Here is a 19,649-nt window from a genome sequence, read left to right on the forward strand (position 1 = left end):
GCCTGCGCGAACATAAGCTACTGACCGAACCGGGCTTTTTGGGGCTTACCGAACAAGCCCTTGGTCGGCTTGAATGAGCCAATGACCGCACCGGCCGCGACCTTGCCCACCGTTTCCCGGGGCGTGCGCCTCGGTTACGGCCTCGGCTCCTTCTGCACCGCCACCTTCGGGGCCGTCCCCGGCCTGCTGCTGCTCTACTACATGACCAACTTCCTGGCCGTGCCCGCGTGGCTGGCCGGGGTGGTCGTGACGGCGCCCAAGGTCTGGGACCTGGTGATCAACCCGCTGGTCGGCCGCTGGTCGGACCGGACGGTGTCGCGGATGGGCCCCAGACGCCCGTGGATGCTGGCCGGCGCGGCCACCCTGCCGATCACGTTCTTCCTGGTGTTCGCCGGCCCGCCGCTGACCGGCACCCCGGCCGCCCTGTACGTGGGCGCCTGCTTCCTGGCCGCCGCCACGGCCTACGCCCTGTTCGAGGTGCCGTACAAGACGATGCCGGCCGAGATGACCGGCGACTACCACGAGCGGACCTCGCTGCTGCAGTGGCGCATGATCTTCATCGGCGCGGCCACGGCGATCAGCGGCATCGCGGCCCCGGCCCTGGTCAACAGCGACGGCCCCAACGGCACGCTGGACAGCTACCGCCTGATGGCGGTGGTCATCGCCGTCGTCCTGGCGGCCTCCATGTTCGGCTCCTTCTTCGGTACGGCCCGAGCCCCGATGACCGGCGCGCCCCAGCCCGACAACGGCGGTCTGCGTGCCCAGTTCGCCGCCGCCAGGAGCAACCCGGCGTTCGTCTGGCTGCTGGTGCTCAGCTGCACCCAGCAACTGGCGGTCGCCATGATGCTGGCCGCCGCGCCGTACTTCGCCGCCTACACCATCGGTGACCCCAGGGCCACCACGACGCTCTTCGCCGCGCTGGTCGGGCCCATGCTGCTGACGATGCCGCTGTGGGTGCGGCTGTCCAAGCGGTTCGACAAGCGCGGCGCGATGATCCTGGCCGCGCTGATGTTCAGCGGCGGCACGGCGGCGGCCCTGGCCACGCCGATCTTCGGCGGCTGGTACGCCCACGTCGCGATCCTGCTGGTCGGGACCGGGATCGCCGGGGTGCAGCTGCTGCAGTTCTCGATGCTGGCGGACGTGATCGCGGTGGACGCGGCGACGACCGGCAAACGGCGGGCCGGGGTGTTCACCGGGTTGTGGACGGCGATCGAGAGCGGGGTCAGCGCCTTCGGCGCGCTGGTCTTCGGGACCATCCTGACGATCGGCGGCTTCATCTCCTCCGAGCCGGACACGCCGGTCGCGCAGCCGGACAGCGCGGTGACCGCGGTCCTCATCGGACAGACCGCGGTCCCCGCGCTGATCATCCTGCTGTCGGTGCTGATGACGCTGAAGTACCGGCTGACGGTCCCTACGCCAGTCGCCGGGTCAGCGTCGGACGCGCCCGCGTGACCAGCCCGGCCACCAGCGCCGCCAGCAGCGGCAGGCCCACCACGATCGCGGCGGTGAACGACCAGGGAACGGCGACGAAGAGGGCGTCGTAGTCCAGGGGGCCGCCCGACGTGCGGGCGTGCCGGGACATCGGCCAACTGGCCGCGGTCCCCATGACACCGCCCGCGACGGCGCCGACCAGGGTGCCGAGCCCGGCGACGAAGCCCGCCTGCGCCGCCACGATGAGCCGGCGCACCCGTGGCGGCGCGCCGACCGCCGACACGGTGTCGAGATCGCGCCGCATGTCGGCGGCCGCCAGCCCGGTGGCGGCGAAGGTGCCGCCGAGCCCCAGGACCAGCGCGACGCCGAGCAGGGTCGGGAAGAGCGGGGTGGACGGGTCGCCGGGGCCGCTTTCCAGGTGGACGTCCGCCTTGCCGGTGGCCACGCTGAGCCGCCGCTCCAGCAGCGGCAGGTCGGCGGGCCGGTGCGCCGCGTACAGGCGGCGCTCCGCCAGCTTGAACCCCGCCTCGGTGAAGGCTTCCGGCGGGAGCACGGCGCCGATCTGCCGTGGGTCGGCCGCCGTGACCGTCACCGCGGGGATCCGGAGCGACCTGCGTTCCGGCTCCTCCGACGACAGCTCGACGGTCAGCGTGCCGTCCTTGACCATCCTGTCGTCGAACACGACCGCCCTGCCCTCCGCCAGCGCCGCCGCGGCGCGGGGGTCGGCCCGGCCCTGAACGAGGGCGAGCAGTCCGGCGTCCCCGATGGGCGAGTCGACGGCGACGCCGCACTGGCCATGGCAGCCCTGCGGCACCAGCACGGGCGTGACGGGCCGGCCGTCGCGGGTGAGTGCCCGCTGCCCGGAGATCAGGGAGACGCCGGGCAACGCCTTCGTGGCCGCGGCGCGCAGGTCGGCCCAGCCGCGATCGTCGACGCTCCGGGCGGTGATGGTGAGGGTGCCGGTCGGCACCTTCGGCCGGTAGCTCGCCTTGAACGCGGCATCCTGGCTCTCGGCGCCGATGCCCAGCGAGATCGCCCCCATGGTGGCGGCCATGACCGCTGCCGCGGCGCAGGCCGTACGGACCCGGTGGCGGGCGGCGTCGCGCACGGAGAGCCGGAGCGGGAGCGGGAGCCGGGCGGCGAGCCGTCCGGCGGCCTGCACCAGCCAGGGCATGACGGCGACCAGCCCGAACACGACGAGCACGCCGCCCACCAGGATCGTCGGACCGCTGTCGTCCAGGCTGAGCGCCGTCACGCAGAGCCCTGCCGTGATCAGCAGGAGGCCGAGGATCGGGCGGCCCGCGCGGCGTCGTCCCTGCTCGCTCTCACGTCCCGCCAGCACCTGGGCGGGATGCTGCCGGGCGGCCTGGACGGCGGGGACCAGGGCGGCGATCACCGCGCTGAGCAGGCCCAGGGCGGCGGCGCCGAGCACCGGGAGCCAGGGCACCTCGGGCGGGCCGTACCCTCCGGTCCAGCGGGCCAGGATCGGCACGGCCACGAGCGCGCCGCCGGTGCCGAGCACGGCGCCGAGCAGCGTCGCCGCGCCGCCGAGCACCAGCCCGTCGGCCAGCACGATCGCTCGCAGGTGCGCGCCGGAGCCGCCCTGTGCCGCGATCAGCGCCAGCTCCCGGCGTCTGCGCCGGAGCCCCACGGCGAAGGCGGGACCGGCCAGCAGGACCGTCTCCAGGACGGCGAGCACGACGCCCGCCGCGATGGTGGTCAGCATCCGGGGGTCAGTGGCCGCGTCGAATCCCGGGAAATCGATCGTCGGCGGCGGGTCGGCCAGCACCGCACGGGAGGCGGCCGTGAGCCCGACGCCGTTCAGCCGCAGCACGTCCTGCCACAGGACCGGCGCGGGGGTGTCCGCGAGCCAGCCGGTGCCCCGCCCGTCCCGCTTGTCCAGCAGCAGCACGTTCTGGAAGCCCACGACCTCCTTGTGCCTGAGGTTGTGCGGGTGCTCGACCACGCCCACCACCCGGACCTGACGCTCCTGCGGCGTCACACTGATCGTCCCGCCGAGCCGTACACCTCGCTCGATCATCTCGGGCGTCACCGCCACCTCGCCGGGCGAGGCGGGGAAGCGGCCCTGGACCAGCGGGCGGATGCCGCGCGTCATGGGGTCGCGCAGGTCCAGCTCTATCGCGCTCACCACGTCGTAGCCGTCGGGGCGGCGGACCTCCACGCTGCCGACGTCGTAGGGGATGAGCCGGCCGTCGAGCACCGCGGTCACCTCTGCCGCCGTCCTCGGCCTGTCCGAACGGGCGGTCGGTTCCCTGCTGACGCCATACCCAAGAGTGGTCTGGGCGATCGGCCCGCGGACTTCGCTGGTGGCTATCCTGGCGTCGGCCGCGCCGAGCCGGGCGGTCACCTGCTCCGCCGGGCTCACGCCGGCCGTGGCGAAGCCGGTGAGCAGGCCCGTGATGACCAGCACCGGCAGGCCGATCATGGCCATGATGAGGGCGCTGCGCCCCTTGGCGCGCAGCGCGTCCCTGCGCGCGATCCGCAGGGCGGCGACCAGGGCGCTCATCGGGCGCTCTCCAGCCGTACCGCGGTCGAGTCGGCGATCTGGCCGTCGCGCAGGTAGACCACGCGGTCGGCCCAGGCGGCGTAGCGGGGCTCGTGGGTGACCAGCAGCACGGCCACGCCCGCGTCGCAGCGCTCGCGCAGCAGCCGCAGGATCTCGTCTCCGGTCGCCGTGTCCAGCGCGCCGGTCGGCTCGTCGGCCAGCAGCAGACGCCGCTCGCCGACCAGCGCCCTGGCGATCGCCACCCGCTGGCGCTGCCCACCGGACAGGTCCCCGGGGAAACGGCCGGCGACGTCGTCGGCGCCCACCTCGCGCAGGACGGCCTCGGCCTCCTCGCGGGCCCGCCCGGCGCGCACGCCGTCGAGCTCCCTGGGCAGCATGACGTTCTCGGCGGCCGTCAGCGACGGGATCAGGTTGAGGTCCTGGAAGACGTAGCCGACGCCGCCGCGCCTGAGCGCGGCGAGGTCCTTGACGGTGGCGAGGTCCCGGCCCTCGATCGTCACGCTGCCCGAGGTGGGCCGGTCCAGCCCGCCCGCCAGGTTGAGCAGGGTGGACTTGCCCGAGCCCGAAGGGCCCATCACCGCCACCAGTTCGCCCCGGGACACCTCCAGGCTCACTCCGTTGAGCGCCCGCACCTCGCCGTGCTCCCGGGTCACGTCCCGTAGTTCCACCACAGTCATGCGCTCTTCTCCTTGACGACGGCCTCGCAGTGGTCCAGCCAGCGCTGTTCCGCCTCGGCCTTGAAAATCATCGAATCGAGGACCAGCCGCCGGCCGGCGTCCTCGGTGCTGTTCCGCTTGGCCCTGGTCAGCTCCTGAAGGGTGCGCATGATGGCCATCCGCTGGGCCAGGATCACCGCCGCGACGTCCACGTCATCCGCCGCCACGGCCATGGCGACCTTGATGACCAGCTCGTCACGGGGGCGGGCCGCCTGGTCCACCGGTGTGGCGAACCATCGCGCCAGCTCCCGCCGCCCCTCCTCGGTGATCGCGTAGACGGCCCGGCCCTGCTCGTCGGCGCCCCCCGGCGCCACCAAGCCGTCCCGCTCCATCCGCGAGAGCGTCGTGTAGACCTGGCCGATGTTCAGCGGCCAGGTCGCCCCTGTGGACGCCTCGAACTCCACCCGTAGTTGGTAGCCGTAGCGCGGTCCTCTGCTCAGCAACGCGAGCAGTCCGTGTCTGATCGACATGGATACTGAGTATGCATACTCAGTATGCTCTTAGCAACAGATCCGCGTATTCTGGACAGGGAACGCTCTTCAGGCCGATACTCGGGAGATGAGCTCGACGCAGCCGCCGTTCCGCGCCTCCGACGGTGAGCGTGACCGTGCGATCGACGAGCTCCGGGATCGCGCGGTCGAGGGCCGGCTCTCCCACGACACCTTCGTCGGCCGCGTGGATCAGGCGCTGCGCGCCCGCAACCAGTACGAGCTCGACGCGCTCGTCGCCGACCTGCCGCGCCGCCCGACGTTCCGCCGGCGGCTGACCGGCATGCTGACCGGCGTGGTCTCCGCCGCCGCCGACGTCACCTCCAACCTCCAGGCCGCCTGGCGCAAGCCCCGGCTGCCCCGGCTGGCCCTGCCCAACGACGATCGCAGCCGTTACGTGGTCGGTCGCGGGTCCGCCTGTGATCTCGTACTCGCGGATCTGACGGTCTCCCGGGTGCACGCCGAGCTGCGGCGCGACACTGACGGCAGCGGGTGGACACTGGTCGATCTGGGCTCGCTCAACGGCACCCGGCTGAACGGCTGGCGGCTGGTCGGGCCCGCCAAGGTCAGGTCGGGCGACGAGATCTCCTTCGGTGACTGCGGATTCCTGATCGGCTCGGACCTGCCGTCAACCTGAAAGATACGGATATTTGCGGATTACAGGGCGTCTGCGCTGGCCGATGATCCAGGCGACCCCAGTCGCATCCCCCTTTGGAGATCCCATGCGGCGCACCTCAGCGTCCCTCGTCGCGGGCGCGCTCGTCGCGGCCCTCGCGTGGTCGTCCGGCCCGTCCTCCCCCGCCATCGCGCTCGACCCCTCGCCGGGCGTCGCCGACCTGACCCAGGACCTCAACCAGATCCTCGCCGACTCCCGGCTGACCATCGGCCGGGCGGGCGTGGTCGTCAGGAGCGCGGAGTCCGGCGAGGAGCTGTACGCGACCGACGCCGGCAAGCTCATGATCCCCGCCTCCAACACCAAGCTGTTCACCTCCGCGGCGGCCGTCGAGACGCTCGGCCTCGACTACCGCTTCGCCACCACCGTGCTGCACAGCGGGCGCAAGCTCGGCTCCGTGGTCAACGGCGACCTGGTGCTGCGCGGCACCGGCGACCCCACGATGCTGGCCGAGGACTACGACGCGCTGGCCGCCCAGGTGGCCAAGGCGGGCGTCAAGGTGGTGACCGGCAAGCTGGTCGCCGACGACACCTGGTTCGACTCGGTACGCCTCGGCCAGGACTGGGCGTGGGACGACGAGACGGCCTACTACGCGGCCCCGATCTCCGCCCTGACCGCCTCGCCCGACCGCGACTACGACGCCGGCTCGGTGATCGTGTCGGTCGCGGCCGACGGCGGCAAGCTCAAGGTGTCGACCACACCGGAGAGCGACTACCTCAAGATCGTCAACAGGGCGACGGTCGGCGCCTCGAACAACGTCCTCATCGAGCGGCAGCACGGCACCGCGACGGTGGTCATCAGCGGCACGGTGGCCTCCTCGTACTCCGAGTGGGTGGCCGTGGACGACCCGACGGCGTACGCCTCCTCGCTGTTCCGCAAGGCGCTGGCCGGGCACGGCGTGAAGGTGCTCGGCAAGACGGTGACCGGCGCGGCGCCGAAGGACGCCAAGGAGCTGGCGGCACGCGAGTCGATGCCGCTGAGCGAGCTGCTGGTGCCGTTCATGAAACTGAGCAACAACATCCACGCCGAGATCCTCACCAAGGCCATGGGCCGCAAGGTCACCGGCCAGGGCACCTGGGCCGCCGGCCTCAAGGTGAGCACCGACTTCGCCAAGGCCAACGGCGTCGAGGTGCTGAACATACGGGACGGCTCGGGACTGTCCCGCCGCGACGGCTTCACGCCCGCCTCGATCGCGCGCCTGCTGACCGCGGTGCGCGCCAAGCCGTGGTTCCAGACCTGGTACGACGCGCTGCCGATCGCGGGCAACCAGGACCGGTTCGTGGGCGGCACCCTGCGCAGCCGGATGCGGGACACGGCCGCGGCCGACAACGTGCGCGCCAAGACGGGCTCGCTGACCGGCGCCACGGCACTGTCGGGGTACGTCACCAGCGCCGACGGGGAGCCGCTGGTCTTCTCCATCATGCTGAACCAGTATCTGTCGGGCTCGCCCAAGGACATCGAGGACAAGATCGCGATCCGCCTGGCGCAGTTCACCAGGGCCGCCGCGGTGAACGACGCCGCCGACCGGCGGCGCGCCGCCAGCGCCGAGCAGCCGGGCGATCTGGAGTGCTCCTGGCTCAAGCCGGTGCAGTGTTAGAAGGCCGCTGATGCCTTGTTAGAACGCCGCTGACGGGGGCGCGCCGCGTGGTTCTCCACGCGGCGCGCCCCTTTTGTTGGGCCTTAGACGCATAGATCTTCTTTGAGGTTTACCAAGGTAGCTGCGATCTTTGTTACGATTGGGACACATGGAGCTCCAGATATATCGGCGTTTTTCGTGACAAAGGCGACGAGTGAGCACCAGAATGCGGGATCGACGCAGTGTCTAGGCCTCAATCGGAGGACGAAATGCGCAGACAGCTCAAGGTGCTCGCCTGCCTCGGGAGTCTGGCGGCATTGAGCTCCATCTCGGCTCCCCCCGCCGCCGCACACTCGGCGGGCGGCGGGCTGGAGACGCCGCTGGAGGGCGCGCAGGGTGGCTCGGCCGAGGACTGCCGTGTCACGGCCGCCAAGCCGTCCGTCGACGCCAAGGGACTGATCAGGGGCACCGCCTCCCGGTCCGGCTGCATCCAGAAGGCCCTGCTCAGGGTGCGCGTCCAGCAGGCCGCCGCCGGCCCGGACCGGACGCTCAAGAGCGGCTCCCGGCGCCTCACCAACGGCCGGATCACGGCCACGCTGCCCTGCTCGGACACCCCACGCCGCTACTACGTCACCGCCCTCGACTATCAGGGCCAGGAGAGCACCTCGGGCGGCGTCCTGCTGTCCTGCAAGAAGCCGCCTGCCACCACTGCCACCACGAGCACCGCCCGGACGGCCGGCGCATCGAGCGCCGAGACCGAGGTCGTCAGGCTCACCAACCGGGCCAGAGTGGCAGGCGGCTGCAAGCCGCTCGTCCACGACGCCAAGCTCCGCACCGCCGCCGACAGGCACTCGGCGGACATGGCGGCCAAGGGCTACTTCGACCACAGCTCCCAGGACGGCCGCTCCGCCGGTGACCGGATCGGAGCCGCCGGCTTCGCCCCGGTCCGGACCTGGGGCGAGAACATCGCCATGGGGCAGCGCACCGCGGCCTCCGTGGTCCAGGGCTGGCTCAACAGCCCGGGACACCGCGCGAACATCATGAACTGCAAGTTCACTCACATAGGGGTCGGCCAGCACTCAAAGGGTCCACACTGGACTCAGGTCTTCGCCGCGCACTGAGCCAGGGAGCACGCGGGCACACCGGCCCCACCCGTGCCGGTTCCCACCGCACGCCCGCGACGCTCCCCTCCGGCGGGCCCGGCCGCGACTCCCCCCGCAACGGACCGTGGCCGGGCCCGCATGCTTTCCCCCGGGCCCGCATGCTTCCCCCCTCGGGCCCTCATGCCTTCTCCCGGCCCCGCATGCTTTCTCCCGGATCCGTCTGTGATCAGGCGCGGTCACGTACCAGATCATGGGCGGCCCTGGATCGACGACCTCAAGGTCGCCGACTGGTCCCCGGCGCGCGAGGACGGGACATCCACGCAGGTCAGAGGCCCGTCCGGTAGCGTCGTCCCTTGATATGAGACTTGACGGAATCCCTCTCTGGGACGGCACAGAACCTCGCGGCCCGGTCGAGCTCCAGTGGGAGCCCGACCGGATCACCGGCCTGCGGCCCGCCGAGCAGCGACACGACGACCTCTGCGTCATCCCCGGTCTGGTGGACACGCATGTCCACCTGATCGGCGACGCCGGCGAGGGCCGGTCCGACTTCAGCACCTGGCCGCTGGTCACCACCCGGGACGAGCAGGTGCTGCACGGCGTCGCGCACGCCCAGCGCGCCCTGCGGCACGGCGTGACGACGCTGCGCGACATGGCCGGCGACGAGGCGCAGGTGGCGCTGGCCCGGGCCTTCGACGCGGGGCTGCTGCCCGGCCCGCGGATCAGGGTGCTCGGCATGGTGGGGATGACCGCCGGGCACGGTGACCTGTTCGTGCCGGCCGCGCATCCATTGCGCAAGCCGACCGCCGACGGTCCCGACGAATGCCGCAAACTGGTGCGTACCTGGGCCAGGGCGGGCCTGCACGGGATCAAGATCACGACGAGCGGCGGCGTGCTGTCGGTCGGCGACCGCCACGCCTGGCGCAACTACACCCGCGCGGAGGTCGGGGCCATCGTCGACGAGGCGCACGCGCTCGGCATGCCGGTGGCCGCGCACGCCCATTCCGAGGACGGCATCCGCGTCGCCGTCGAGGAGGGCGTGGACTCCATCGAGCACGGCACATTGATGAGCGCCGACCTGGCCGAGACCCTGGCCGCGCGCGGCACCCCGGTGGCTCCGACGCTGCTGATCAGCAGGGTGATCGCCGAGGGCCGCGTCCCGGTGCCTCCTGACGTCATGGTCAAGGCCGCCGAGTTGGTGGCCCAGCGGGACAAGCTGTTCGCCGAGGCCGCGCGGGCGGGGGTCCGGTTCGTGCTGGGCACCGATGCCAACGGCTTCCACGTGCGCTTCGGCGACCAGTGCGCCGAGGTCGTCTACATGGCCGAGGTTCTCGGCCTCGACGCTCCGTCGGCGCTGCGCGCGGCCACCTCCGACGCCGCCGACGCCATCGGCATGCCGGTGGGGCGCATCGCGCCCGGACTCGGCGCCGACTTCATCGTGCTGCGCGGCCGCCCGTGGGAGCGGATCGAGGACCTGTCCGTGGCGAACATCGTCGCCGTGGTGTCACGGGGCCACCTCGCCGCGGGCAACCTGCCCTGATCTGAAGGGGCGTACGGTCCCGCCTGGGCGACCTGACCGGGGGCCAGCAGTCGCAGCTCGGCCGGGACCTGGCAGAGGGACACACGGGCGAGGAAGCGTGTTCGCTGGTGAAGGAGAGGCCGGCCAGGACCGTCGACCAAGGCGGTGTGGGGGAAGGGCTGGACGCGACCGTCGGCTCGGACGGTGTGTGGCGTGACCGTCGGCTCGGACGGTGTGTGGCGTGACCGTCGGCTCGGACGGTGTGGGGCGTGACCGTCGGCTCGGACGGTGCCGCGCGCTTCGGGCTGATACGTGCTTCGTTCGTGGTGGCCTTCGGAATCGGGGCCGGACAACGTGGAGGGGCCCGCCATGCAGGCGGGCCCCGGGTCACGCTTCGCAGCCGCCGAGGGTGAGCGCTAGCTGATCACGCACTTCGAGTCTTTGCTCTTGATGCCGAGGATCTGGCTCAGGATGTCGCCGGTCTGAAGGACGAGAACGCCCCTGGTGCTCTTGTCGACTGCTTCCTTGGAGAAGATGTTGTCGTCGCCGCAGATGATGACCCTGTTGTCGAAGTCCGGGTCGTCCTGAGGCCACGCGGCCATCTCCGTGGTGGGGGCGCTGGGCATCGCAGCTAGCGCGGAGCCGCCGAACATGACCATCCCGCCGACGATCCCGGCCAGGATGAGCCCTTGTCTGTACATACTGAATCTCCTTGATACCGATCGACTACTCTCCGTAGCTATCGGGAGAAGATCTGCCCGGCGCCTACTTTCCACAAACTCTCGCATTTTCACTCTTGACCTGCGCGAATACGTCACATGGGGGAAGCGGAACCGAAGATCGGCCCGCTTGGCGCATAGATGTTCCCGACTGGGATGCGCCCTCGCTTTTCATGACCCGTTCACGACCATGGCGCAGCGCCCCCTTGGCACAAATTGGGTCATGTCAGTTGAAAACGGAGCATGAATGCACACATCGGGCATGCTCGGCGGACGCCCCTGGTGTCGACTGACAGGGGGCTGCCACAGGGAGATGGAAACGCTCCGTGACGCGGCTTCTACACGCTCGCGTACCAGAGGGTGACGCCCCGGCGTCCCGCAGGGCTCAGGTGGGTCGCAGCGGCGGCCCGCATGACCAGGGCCGTCTCGGTCGAGCGGCGATGCCTGCTCGGGAGTGCGGTGGAAGGCGACCGCGGCGCGGACGACGAGCACGCCGTCCGCGCGGCGGGGCGGCGAGCGGGGTTCGCCGCCCCGCCGCCCGGGCTCGGTGTTACGCCCTCGGCGTTACGCCTTGAGCCAGCTCATCATCGGACGCAGCGTGGCGCCCGTCTTCTCGATCGGGTTCTCCGCGAGCTCCTCGCGGTGCTTGGTGAACTCCTTCTGGCCGCCGTCGAACTCCTCGACGAGCTGCCGGGCGAAGGTGCCGTCCTGGATCTCGCCCAGGATGCGCCGCATCTCCTGACGGGTCTCGTCGGTGATGACGCGGGAGCCGCGGGTGTAGCCGCCGTACTCGGCGGTGTCGGACACCGACCAGTACATCTTCGAGATGCCGCCCTCGTACATGAGGTCGACGATGAGCTTCATCTCGTGCAGGCACTCGAAGTAGGCGACCTCCGGCTGGTAGCCGGCCTCGATGAGGGTCTCGAAGCCCGCCTTGATGAGCTCGGAGACGCCACCGCACAGCACGGCCTGCTCGCCGAACAGGTCGGTCTCGGTCTCCTCGGTGAAGGTCGTCTTCAGCGCGCCGGCGCGGGTGCCGCCGATGCCCTTGGCGTAGGACAGCGCGAGGTCGAAGGCCTTGCCGGAGGCGTCCTTCTCGACGGCCACCAGAACCGGCACGCCGCGGCCCGCCTCGAACTGGCGGCGGACGAGGTGGCCGGGGCCCTTGGGGGCGACCATGCAGACGTCGACGCCCTCGGGGGCCTCGATGAGGCCGTAGCGGATGTTGAGGCCGTGGCCGAAGAACAGCGCGTCGCCCTGCTTGAGGTTGGGCGCGACATGCTCGGCGTAGAGGTGGCGCTGGATGTGGTCCGGCGCCAGGATCATGGTGACGTCGGCCTCCTTCACCGCCTCGGCGGGCGTGAGCACGCGCAGGCCGTCGTTCTCGGCCTTCTCGCGGCTCTTGGAGCCCTCGGGCAGGCCGACGCGCACGTCGACCCCGGAGTCACGCAGGGAGAGCGCGTGGGCGTGGCCCTGGCTGCCGTACCCCAGCACGGCCACCCGACGTCCCTGGATGATCGACAGGTCGGCCTGGTCGTCGTAGAAAATCTCGGTCACTTGCTGAAACCTTTCAGGCGGTACGGTCCAGTGCCCTGAGGGACCGGTCAGTGATGGAACGGGCGCCGCGGCCGATGGCCACCATGCCCGATTGGACGAGCTCCTTGATGCCGAACGGCTCGAGGATCTTGACGAACGCCTCGAGCTTGTCCGTGGTGCCGGTGACCTCGATGGTCACGGCGTCGGCCGCCACGTCGATGCAGCGAGCGCGGAAGAGCTGGACGAGCTCCAGCACGCTCGACCGATTGTCGGCGTCGGCCTTGACCTTGATGAGCATGAGCTCCCGTTGCACGGCGTGCGAGGTGTCCAGCTCCACGATCTTGAGGACGTTCACCAGCTTGTTGAGCTGCTTGGTGACCTGCTCCAGCGGAAGCTCCTCGACGTTGACCACGATCGTCATGCGGGAGATGTCGTCGTGCTCGGTGGGCCCGACGGCCAGGGAGTCGATGTTGAAGCCCCGCCTGCTGAACAGGGCGGACACCCGGGCCAGGACGCCTGGCTTGTTCTCCACGAGCACCGAGAGCGTGTGCCTGCTCATTCTTCGTTCTCCCACTTAGGCGCCATGTCACGGGCGATCTTGATCTCGTCGTTGCTCGTCCCGGCCGCGACCATGGGCCAGACCATCGCGTCCTGGTGGACGACGAAGTCGACCACGACCGGCACGTCGTTGATCTCCATGGCCTTCTTGATGGTCGCGTCCACGTCCTCGGGGCGCTCGCATCGCAGGCCCACACAACCATAGGCCTCCGCCAGCTTGACGAAGTCCGGGATGCGGCGCGTCGCCTGCAGGTTCGTGTTGGAGTAACGCTTGTCATAGAAGAGGGTCTGCCACTGGCGAACCATGCCGAGATTACCGTTGTTGATAACGGCGATCTTGATCGGCACCCCCTCCAGGGCACAGGTGGCGAGCTCCTGGTTGGTCATCTGGAAGCAGCCGTCACCGTCGACGGCCCACACGACCGCGTCGGGCCGGCCCATCTTGGCGCCCATCGCGGCCGGGACGGCGAAACCCATCGTGCCGGCGCCGCCCGAGTTGATGAACGCACCCGGCCGCTCGTGCTCGATGAACTGGGCGGCCCACATCTGATGCTGGCCGACCCCCGCCACGTAGTAGGCGTCCGGCCCGGCGATCGCGCTCAGCCGCTGCATGACGTACTGCGGGGCCAGGGAGCCGTCCTCGAACTCCTCGTAGCCCAGCGGGTAGGTCTCCTTGTAGCCGTTGAGCGTAGTCCACCAGTCGGTGTAGTCGCCCTTCTCGCCGGCGGTCTCGAGGGCGGCGATCAGGTCGCGGATGACGTCCTTGCAGTCGCCCACGATCGGCACGTCGGCGTGGCGGTTCTTGGAGATCTCCGCCGGGTCGATGTCCGCGTGCACGACCTTGGCGTACGGCGCGAAGGAGGACAGCTGCCCGGTGACGCGGTCGTCGAAGCGGACGCCCAGGGCGATGAGCAGGTCCGACTGCTGCAGCGCGCCGACGGCGGAGACCGAGCCGTGCATGCCGGGCATGCCCATGTGCTGGGGGTGGCTGTCGGGGAAGGTGCCCCGGGCCATCAGCGTGGTGACGACCGGGATGTGGGCCAGCTCGGCGAGCGTCAGCAGGTCCGCCGAGGCGCCCGCCTTGTGCACGCCGCCGCCGACGTAGAGCACCGGGCGCCGGGCCTCGGCGATCAGCTTGGCCGCCTCGCGGATCTGCTTGGAGTGCGGCCGGGTCACCGGCCGGTAGCCGGGCAGCTGCATCGTCGGCGGCCAGACGAACGTGGTCTCCTTCTGCAGCGCGTCCTTGGAGATGTCCACCAGCACCGGGCCGGGCCGGCCGGTGGAGGCGATGTGGAACGCCTCCATGATCGTGCGGGCGATGTCGTCCGGATCGGTGATCAAGAAGTTGTGCTTGGTGATCGGCATGGTGATGCCGGAGATGTCGGCTTCCTGGAAGGCGTCCGTGCCGATGGCCGCGCTGGCCACCTGGCCGGTGATGGCCACCATCGGCACCGAGTCCATGTAGGCGTCGGCGATCGGGGTGACCAGGTTGGTCGCGCCGGGGCCACTGGTCGCCATGCACACCCCGACCCGGCCGGTGGCCTGGGCGTAACCCTCGGCCGCGTGTCCCGCCCCCTGCTCGTGCCGTACAAGCACGTGCCGGACCTTGGCCGAGTCGTAAAGGGGATCGTAGGCGGGCAGGATGGCGCCGCCCGGGATCCCGAAAACGGTGTCGACTCCCACGTGCTCCAGCGCCCTGACCAGGGCCTGTGCACCTGTCATCCGTTCGGTCATCGGCTCGTTCCTTGCGTGGCTACTCACTTAAGGACATAAAAAATGCCCCTCCCCACCGGCGGTGGGACTGGGGCGGCGCGCAGGTCGAAGTGCTTCGCTAACGGCCTGCGCGCCAGCGAAGTACTACGAGAATCTCACTGCGAAGCATGCCTTACACCATAGCCGCTCCGAATGCCCAAGTGTCAACTCAGTGGACACTCGTCTCATACAGTGAGACTCGTCTGCATGAGCGAGTCGACGCCCCTGGCCGCCATCGGCCGGGCCACCAGGAAGCCCTGCCCCCGGGTGCAGCCCATCTCCCGCAGCAGTTCGAGCTGCTCGGGCCGCTCGATCCCCTCGGCCACCACGACGAGGCCGAGGTCGTGGCCGAGCCGCACGATGGTCCGGGTGAGCAGGGTCAGCGTGTCGTCCCGGCCGAGACCCGACACGAAAGACGGATCGATCTTGATCATGTCGACCGGCAACTGCCGCAGGAACGCCAGCGAGGCGTAGCCGGTGCCGAAGTCGTCGATGGCCAGGCGTACGCCCAGGGCGCGCAGCTCCGACAGCCGCTTGATCGTCTCCTCGGCGTCCTCTACGAGCATCTCCTCGATGACCTCAAGGGTGAGCGCGGAGGCCGGCAGCCCGCTCTCCGCCAGCGCCTCCTCGACGGTCTCGACGAACCTCGGCGCGGTGATCTGACGCGCCGACAGGTTGAGCGACAGCCCGATGTCCCAGGACGAGGCGCGCCAGGCGGCCACCTCGCGGCAGGACTCGCGCAGGATCCACTCGCCCAGCGGCACGATCAGGCCGGTGTCCTCGGCCGGGCCGAGGAACTGGTCGGGCGGCACGAACACCGAGCCGCGCCACCAGCGCACGAGCGCCTCGACCGCGGTCACCCGGGAGGTCGCCAGGTCCACCACCGGCTGGTATTCGATGGCGAACTGCTGCTCGATGAGCGCCCGCTGCAGGTCGGCGGCCAGCTCCAGCCTGCGCACCACGTCGGCGTGCATCTGCGCGGCGAACACCTCGACCCGGCGGCCGCCCAGCTCCTTGGCGCGGGCCATGGCCACGTCGGCGTTGCGGATGAGGTCGCCGGCGGGCAGTTCGTCCTCGGCGAAGGCGACGCCCACGCTCGCGGTGAGCGCCACGTCGCGGTCGGCCACCCGGAACGGCTCCTGCGAGACCGTCCGCACCAGCCGCTCGGCCAGGTCGACGGCGTGCTGCGCCTCGCCGCCGGTCTCCACCAGCACCGCGAACTCGTCGCCGCCCCACCGGGCGAGCGTGTCGTCGGGGCGCACGGCCCCGCGCAGCCGGCGCGCGGCCTGCCCGAGGAGGTAGTCGCCGCTGGCGTGGCCGACGGAGTCGTTGACGGAGGTGAAACCGTCGAGGTCCAGGAAGATGACGGCCACGTGCCCGGTGCTGTGCCCCGAGCCGTGCCCGGTGAGCACCTCGCGGGTGCGCTCCTCGAAGTAGGAGCGGTTGGGCAGGCCGGTCACGCCGTCGTGGAAGGTGAGGTGCGCCACCTGGTTGCGCAGCGCCTCCTCGTCGCTCACGTCCCTCGCGGTGACCAACAGCTGGTCCTCACCGCTCGCGTGGCGGGTGGCGACGGACTCGGTGGGCCGCCAGGTGCCGTCCGCGCCGCGAACCCGGCAGACGATCATGCAGGCGCCGGACTCGGCGTTCTCGTCGTCGTCCAGGCCCATCGCCAGCAGCGAGGACTTGATCTGCGGCACGTCCTCGGGGTGGATGTAGTCGAAGATCGATCCACCGACCAGCTCGTCGGGGCCGTAGCCGTAGGTGGCCTCGACCCCCGCGCCGATCTCGTGCACCTTGCCGTCGTAGTCGCAGATGAGCACCACGTCGCCGGTGCTCTCGGCCAGATCCCTGAGCTGCTTGTCGCCGAGCGAGACCAGCGTGCGCAGCCGGATGTTGGCCCCCGACAGCACGAACACGCGCAGCAGCAGGAGCAGGACCACGGAGGCGGCGACCACCACCACGCCGGTGACGGGCTGCCCGGGCCCGCTCGCCAGGTGCACGAGCATGGTGCAGGTCGCCACGGCGACCAGCGCCGGCGGCACCAGCGAGATCAGGGTGCCGACGAGCGGCACGGCCGGCATCTCGCGCGGGCGCATCCATGGGATGGCGGCCAGCAACAAGAACGCCAGCGGCGCGAGGGTGAGGCTCCAGGTCGGCGGCGGGCCGCCGTCGAGCCGGGCCATGGCGCTGGCCATGCCGGCCACCGTCGTGGTGGCGAGCACGGCGACACCCGCCGCGCCCAGCGGCCAGGCGGCGGACCTGCCGGTGACCACGGACGGGATGACCGCGCAGGTCACCACCAGCGCGAGCATCGGCGGCAGCAACGCGAAGGTGAACAGCGCGGGGTCGGCGGTCTCGGCGTAGACCTGCCGCAGCACCGCCACCCAGGCGATCAGGAACAGCGAGGCGGCGCAGAGGTAGGAGCCGGCGAGATGCCGCAACACCGTCATGGCCGACAGCTTGCGACCGGCGGCGATCAGCGCGCCGCCGCCCGTCAGCACGGTGCCGAGCAGCACGAGGAGGTCGGCGAAGCTCGACATGAAACTGGAGCTCGCGGCGAACGGGCGCACGGCCATGCCCACGGCCCAGACGGCCGCGCCACCGCCCATCCAGCGCGTGCCCATCGCCATGGTCCGGTGCTCGACCGGCTGGATCGAGGCGATCAGGAGGGAGGCCGCGGCCAGCAGGGCCGCGAGGAATCCGGCGACGGAGCCGGCGAGGAGGGCCGGGCCGCCCGCGAGGAGCGCGGCCGCGAAACCCGCCACACCGATCGCCGTCGCGGCGGTCAAAGGTGCCCGTGAATCACGCCAGCGGATCACAGTCGTTGCCCATCCCGTCTCGAACCCTGCTCCCGTGACCGCCGAAGCCCGGCGGTGCACATCGCCAGTGTGTGCGGTCGTGGGTGCGCGGGTGGTGACAATGCCGATGTCGTCACCGATCTGATAACCACACCGACCCATTGCCGCCAGGATCTCCTTGACAGGCAGTCAGGAAATCCTGCTTAGACGCCACCGTACGCACTGAAGGTCACGGACCAGCCACGGTCCGGATTCCTCTCAATACGCGTCGGTGATGACGTTGTCGAGTGGATCGCCGGCGAGGTGCCGAGTCATTTGCGAGCGCATGAGCCGCAGCATGCGACGCGTCGAGGCAGGGGTGCTGCCCGCGACGTGCGGCGTGATCAGAACGCCGGGGGCGCTCCAGAGGGGGTGGCCCTCCGGCAACGGCTCGGGCGCGGTCACGTCGAGTGCCGCTCGCAGCCTACCGTCTTTGAGCTCGGCGACCAGCGCGTCGGTGTCGACGATCCCGCCCCTGGCGGCGTTGACGAGCACGGCGCCGTCCTTCATCCGCGCCAGGAAGGCGGCGTCCACCATGCCGGCGGTCGCCTCGGTGGCGGGCACGAGCAGCACCACGACGTCGGCGGCGGGCAGCAGCGCGGGCAGCTCCGCCATGCCGTGCACCCCCTCGCGCGCCCGCCTGGCCACCCGTACGACCTCGACCTCGAAGCCGTCGAGCCGCCTTTCGAGCGCCGCGCCGATGGAGCCGTAACCGACGATCAGCACGGTGGCGTCGGCCAGCACGCCGGTGTGGTGGTAGGTCCACTCGCCCCGGCGCTGCGCGTCGGTGAAGCCGGGGAACTCCCGGATCACCGCGATCATCGCGCCGACGGCCCATTCCGCGGTGCCGGCGTCGTGCACGCCGCGGGCGTTGCAGAGCACCGCGCCCTCCGGCAGGTGCGGCCGGTAGGCCTCCACGCCGGCGGTGACGGTCTGCAGCAGGCGCAGCGACCGCATCCTGGCCAGCGTCCCCGGCACGTCGGGCACCGGGATCAGCGGCGGGATCCACACCTCGACGGCCTCGATCCCCTCGGGCTCCGGCCCCGTGCCGTCGTAGACGGAGCAGCGCACATCGGGCAGGGCTGACAGGGCTTCGGCGACCTCGCCGGACGGGACCCAGGTTTCCATGCACGAAACTTTATGGCCCTGGGGTGAGTATGGGACACATGAGGAAACTATGGACGATCATGTTGGTGACGGTGCTCACCGCCTGCTCCAGCGCCGGAGGGAACGCCTCGCCGACGGCGTCGGTGTCCGCGGCCGCGCCGCCGGGCGAGCCCCGGGTCGTGGCGCGCGACCTCGCCGTGCCGTGGGCGATCGCCTTCCTGCCGGGTGGCGACGCGCTGGTGACCGAGCGCGACACGGCCAGGCTGCTGCGGGTAAGCCAGAACGGCCAGGTCACCGCGCTGGGCACGATCGACGGCGTCGTCCCCGACGGTGAGGGCGGCCTGCTGGGCGTGGCGGTCAAGGACGAGCAGGTGTTCGTCTACTACACCGCCGCCTCGGACAACCGGATCGTCCGCTACCGCCTCAGCGGCGACACCCTGTCGCAGCCGCGGGTCATCGTGGCGGGCATCCCCAAGGGCGGCATCCACAACGGGGGCCGGCTGGCGTTCGGCCCCGACGGCCACCTGTACGCCGGCACCGGGGAGACCGGCGACCGGGACCTCGCCCAGCGGCGCGACTCCCTGGCCGGCAAGATCCTGCGCATGACGGCCGACGGCGCCCCCGCGCCGGGCAACCCGTTCGGCACGCTCGTCTACAGCCTCGGCCACCGCAACGTGCAGGGCCTGGCCTGGGACGACTCGGGCAGAATGTACGCCTCGGAGTTCGGCGCCAGCACCTTCGACGAGCTCAACCGGATCGAGCCGGGCGCCAACTACGGCTGGCCGGAGGTCGAGGGCCGCGGCGACGATCCCGCCTTCACCGACCCGATCGTCACCTGGGCCACCTCCGAGGCCTCACCGTCCGGCCTGGCCTACGCCGGCGGCTCCCTGTGGATGGGCGCGCTGCAAGGCGAGCGCCTGTGGCAGATCCCGCTGGCCGCGGACGGCGCGCCGGGCACGCCGGTCGCGCACTTCACGAACACGTACGGCCGGCTCCGCGCGGTGACCACCACCCCCGACGGCGGCCTGTGGGTGAGCACCAGCAACAAGGACGGCCGGGGCGACGAGCGCGACGGCGACGACAAGATCCTCGCCGTCTCGCCGTCGTAGC

General features: G+C 71.0%; 15 protein-coding genes. 6 read left to right on the forward strand and 9 right to left on the reverse strand.

The window, feature by feature from the left end; all coding sequences use genetic code 11:
• Positions 1–81 precede the first annotated feature (81 nt).
• The gene (locus OHA68_RS03930) at positions 82–1,452 is read left to right on the forward strand and encodes an MFS transporter (RefSeq protein WP_189136549.1); all 1,371 of its coding nucleotides are present in this window, start codon (positions 82–84) and stop codon (positions 1,450–1,452) included.
• Here the strand turns inward: OHA68_RS03930 and OHA68_RS03935 are convergent.
• Genes OHA68_RS03935 through OHA68_RS03945 form a run of 3 tightly spaced genes read right to left on the reverse strand, consistent with a single transcriptional unit; the run spans position 1,412 to position 5,144 of the window.
• Positions 1,412–3,958, reverse strand: a complete 2,547-nt coding sequence (locus OHA68_RS03935; RefSeq protein WP_327106395.1) for an FtsX-like permease family protein — start codon at positions 3,956–3,958, stop codon at positions 1,412–1,414. The two genes, OHA68_RS03930 and OHA68_RS03935, sit on opposite strands and share 41 nt — an antisense overlap.
• A complete protein-coding gene (locus tag OHA68_RS03940; protein WP_327106396.1) occupies positions 3,955–4,635 on the reverse strand; it encodes an ABC transporter ATP-binding protein in 681 nt (226 codons plus the stop codon). Before OHA68_RS03940 ends, OHA68_RS03935 begins: the two co-directional genes overlap by 4 nt.
• The gene (locus OHA68_RS03945) at positions 4,632–5,144 is read right to left on the reverse strand and encodes a PadR family transcriptional regulator (protein WP_327106397.1); all 513 of its coding nucleotides are present in this window, start codon (positions 5,142–5,144) and stop codon (positions 4,632–4,634) included. The genes OHA68_RS03940 and OHA68_RS03945 overlap by 4 nt, the downstream gene beginning before the upstream one ends.
• 88 nt (positions 5,145–5,232) lie before the next feature.
• Here OHA68_RS03945 and OHA68_RS03950 point away from each other — a divergent pair, with 88 nt between their 5' ends.
• From OHA68_RS03950 to OHA68_RS03965, 4 genes are all read left to right on the forward strand, one after another.
• A complete protein-coding gene (locus tag OHA68_RS03950; RefSeq protein ID WP_189136545.1) occupies positions 5,233–5,799 on the forward strand; it encodes a DUF1707 and FHA domain-containing protein in 567 nt (188 codons plus the stop codon).
• A gap of 85 nt (positions 5,800–5,884) precedes the next feature.
• Positions 5,885–7,432 (forward strand): D-alanyl-D-alanine carboxypeptidase/D-alanyl-D-alanine endopeptidase, encoded by a 1,548-nt coding sequence (gene dacB / locus OHA68_RS03955; protein ID WP_327106398.1) that lies wholly within the window; start codon positions 5,885–5,887, stop codon positions 7,430–7,432.
• A 248-nt stretch (positions 7,433–7,680) separates the two neighbouring features.
• Complete coding sequence (locus tag OHA68_RS03960; RefSeq protein ID WP_327106399.1) at positions 7,681–8,532, forward strand: CAP domain-containing protein; 852 nt, start codon at positions 7,681–7,683, stop codon at positions 8,530–8,532.
• 340 nt (positions 8,533–8,872) lie between these two features.
• Complete coding sequence (locus OHA68_RS03965; RefSeq protein WP_189136542.1) at positions 8,873–10,051, forward strand: metal-dependent hydrolase family protein; 1,179 nt, start codon at positions 8,873–8,875, stop codon at positions 10,049–10,051.
• A 395-nt stretch (positions 10,052–10,446) separates the two neighbouring features.
• Here the strand turns inward: OHA68_RS03965 and OHA68_RS03970 are convergent, their stop codons facing one another.
• From OHA68_RS03970 to OHA68_RS03995, 6 genes are all read right to left on the reverse strand, one after another.
• On the reverse strand, positions 10,447–10,731 hold the full coding sequence (locus OHA68_RS03970; protein WP_327106400.1) for a hypothetical protein: 285 nt from the start codon (positions 10,729–10,731) through the stop codon (positions 10,447–10,449).
• A gap of 582 nt (positions 10,732–11,313) precedes the next feature.
• Complete coding sequence (gene ilvC, locus OHA68_RS03975) at positions 11,314–12,297, reverse strand: ketol-acid reductoisomerase (protein WP_189137265.1); 984 nt, start codon at positions 12,295–12,297, stop codon at positions 11,314–11,316.
• A gap of 22 nt (positions 12,298–12,319) precedes the next feature.
• Entirely contained in the window at positions 12,320–12,844 is a 525-nt protein-coding gene (gene ilvN / locus OHA68_RS03980) for an acetolactate synthase small subunit (protein WP_189136540.1), read from the reverse strand.
• A complete protein-coding gene (locus OHA68_RS03985; RefSeq protein ID WP_327106401.1) occupies positions 12,841–14,577 on the reverse strand; it encodes an acetolactate synthase large subunit in 1,737 nt (578 codons plus the stop codon). The genes ilvN and OHA68_RS03985 overlap by 4 nt, the downstream gene beginning before the upstream one ends.
• Positions 14,578–14,780: 203 nt before the next feature.
• On the reverse strand, positions 14,781–17,360 hold the full coding sequence (locus OHA68_RS03990; protein WP_327106402.1) for a putative bifunctional diguanylate cyclase/phosphodiesterase: 2,580 nt from the start codon (positions 17,358–17,360) through the stop codon (positions 14,781–14,783).
• 291 nt (positions 17,361–17,651) lie between these two features.
• On the reverse strand, positions 17,652–18,560 hold the full coding sequence (locus OHA68_RS03995; RefSeq protein WP_327106403.1) for a 2-hydroxyacid dehydrogenase: 909 nt from the start codon (positions 18,558–18,560) through the stop codon (positions 17,652–17,654).
• A gap of 38 nt (positions 18,561–18,598) precedes the next feature.
• Here OHA68_RS03995 and OHA68_RS04000 point away from each other — a divergent pair, with 38 nt between their 5' ends.
• On the forward strand, positions 18,599–19,648 hold the full coding sequence (locus tag OHA68_RS04000; protein ID WP_327106404.1) for a PQQ-dependent sugar dehydrogenase: 1,050 nt from the start codon (positions 18,599–18,601) through the stop codon (positions 19,646–19,648).
• Position 19,649: the final 1 nt, after the last annotated feature.

The organism is Nonomuraea glycinis, assembly GCF_035920485.1.
In the GTDB taxonomy this organism is placed as follows: Bacteria; Actinomycetota; Actinomycetes; order Streptosporangiales; family Streptosporangiaceae; genus Nonomuraea; species Nonomuraea glycinis.

Excerpts from the sequence above, each read along its gene's own strand:
- OHA68_RS03935 (WP_327106395.1), bottom strand. The coding sequence starts at position 3,958 with ATGAGCGCCCTGGTCGCCGCCCTGCGGATCGCGCGCAGGGACGCGCTG.
- OHA68_RS03950 (WP_189136545.1), top strand. The coding sequence starts at position 5,233 with ATGAGCTCGACGCAGCCGCCGTTCCGCGCCTCCGACGGTGAGCGTGAC.
- OHA68_RS03970 (WP_327106400.1), bottom strand. The coding sequence starts at position 10,731 with ATGTACAGACAAGGGCTCATCCTGGCCGGGATCGTCGGCGGGATGGTC.
- OHA68_RS03965 (WP_189136542.1), top strand. The coding sequence starts at position 8,873 with ATGAGACTTGACGGAATCCCTCTCTGGGACGGCACAGAACCTCGCGGC.
- OHA68_RS03940 (WP_327106396.1), bottom strand. The coding sequence starts at position 4,635 with ATGACTGTGGTGGAACTACGGGACGTGACCCGGGAGCACGGCGAGGTG.
- OHA68_RS03960 (WP_327106399.1), top strand. The coding sequence starts at position 7,681 with ATGCGCAGACAGCTCAAGGTGCTCGCCTGCCTCGGGAGTCTGGCGGCA.
- OHA68_RS03930 (WP_189136549.1), top strand. The coding sequence starts at position 82 with ATGACCGCACCGGCCGCGACCTTGCCCACCGTTTCCCGGGGCGTGCGC.
- OHA68_RS03945 (WP_327106397.1), bottom strand. The coding sequence starts at position 5,144 with ATGTCGATCAGACACGGACTGCTCGCGTTGCTGAGCAGAGGACCGCGC.
- OHA68_RS03985 (WP_327106401.1), bottom strand. The coding sequence starts at position 14,577 with ATGACCGAACGGATGACAGGTGCACAGGCCCTGGTCAGGGCGCTGGAG.
- dacB (WP_327106398.1), top strand. The coding sequence starts at position 5,885 with ATGCGGCGCACCTCAGCGTCCCTCGTCGCGGGCGCGCTCGTCGCGGCC.
- OHA68_RS03995 (WP_327106403.1), bottom strand. The coding sequence starts at position 18,560 with ATGGAAACCTGGGTCCCGTCCGGCGAGGTCGCCGAAGCCCTGTCAGCC.
- ilvN (WP_189136540.1), bottom strand. The coding sequence starts at position 12,844 with ATGAGCAGGCACACGCTCTCGGTGCTCGTGGAGAACAAGCCAGGCGTC.
- OHA68_RS04000 (WP_327106404.1), top strand. The coding sequence starts at position 18,599 with ATGAGGAAACTATGGACGATCATGTTGGTGACGGTGCTCACCGCCTGC.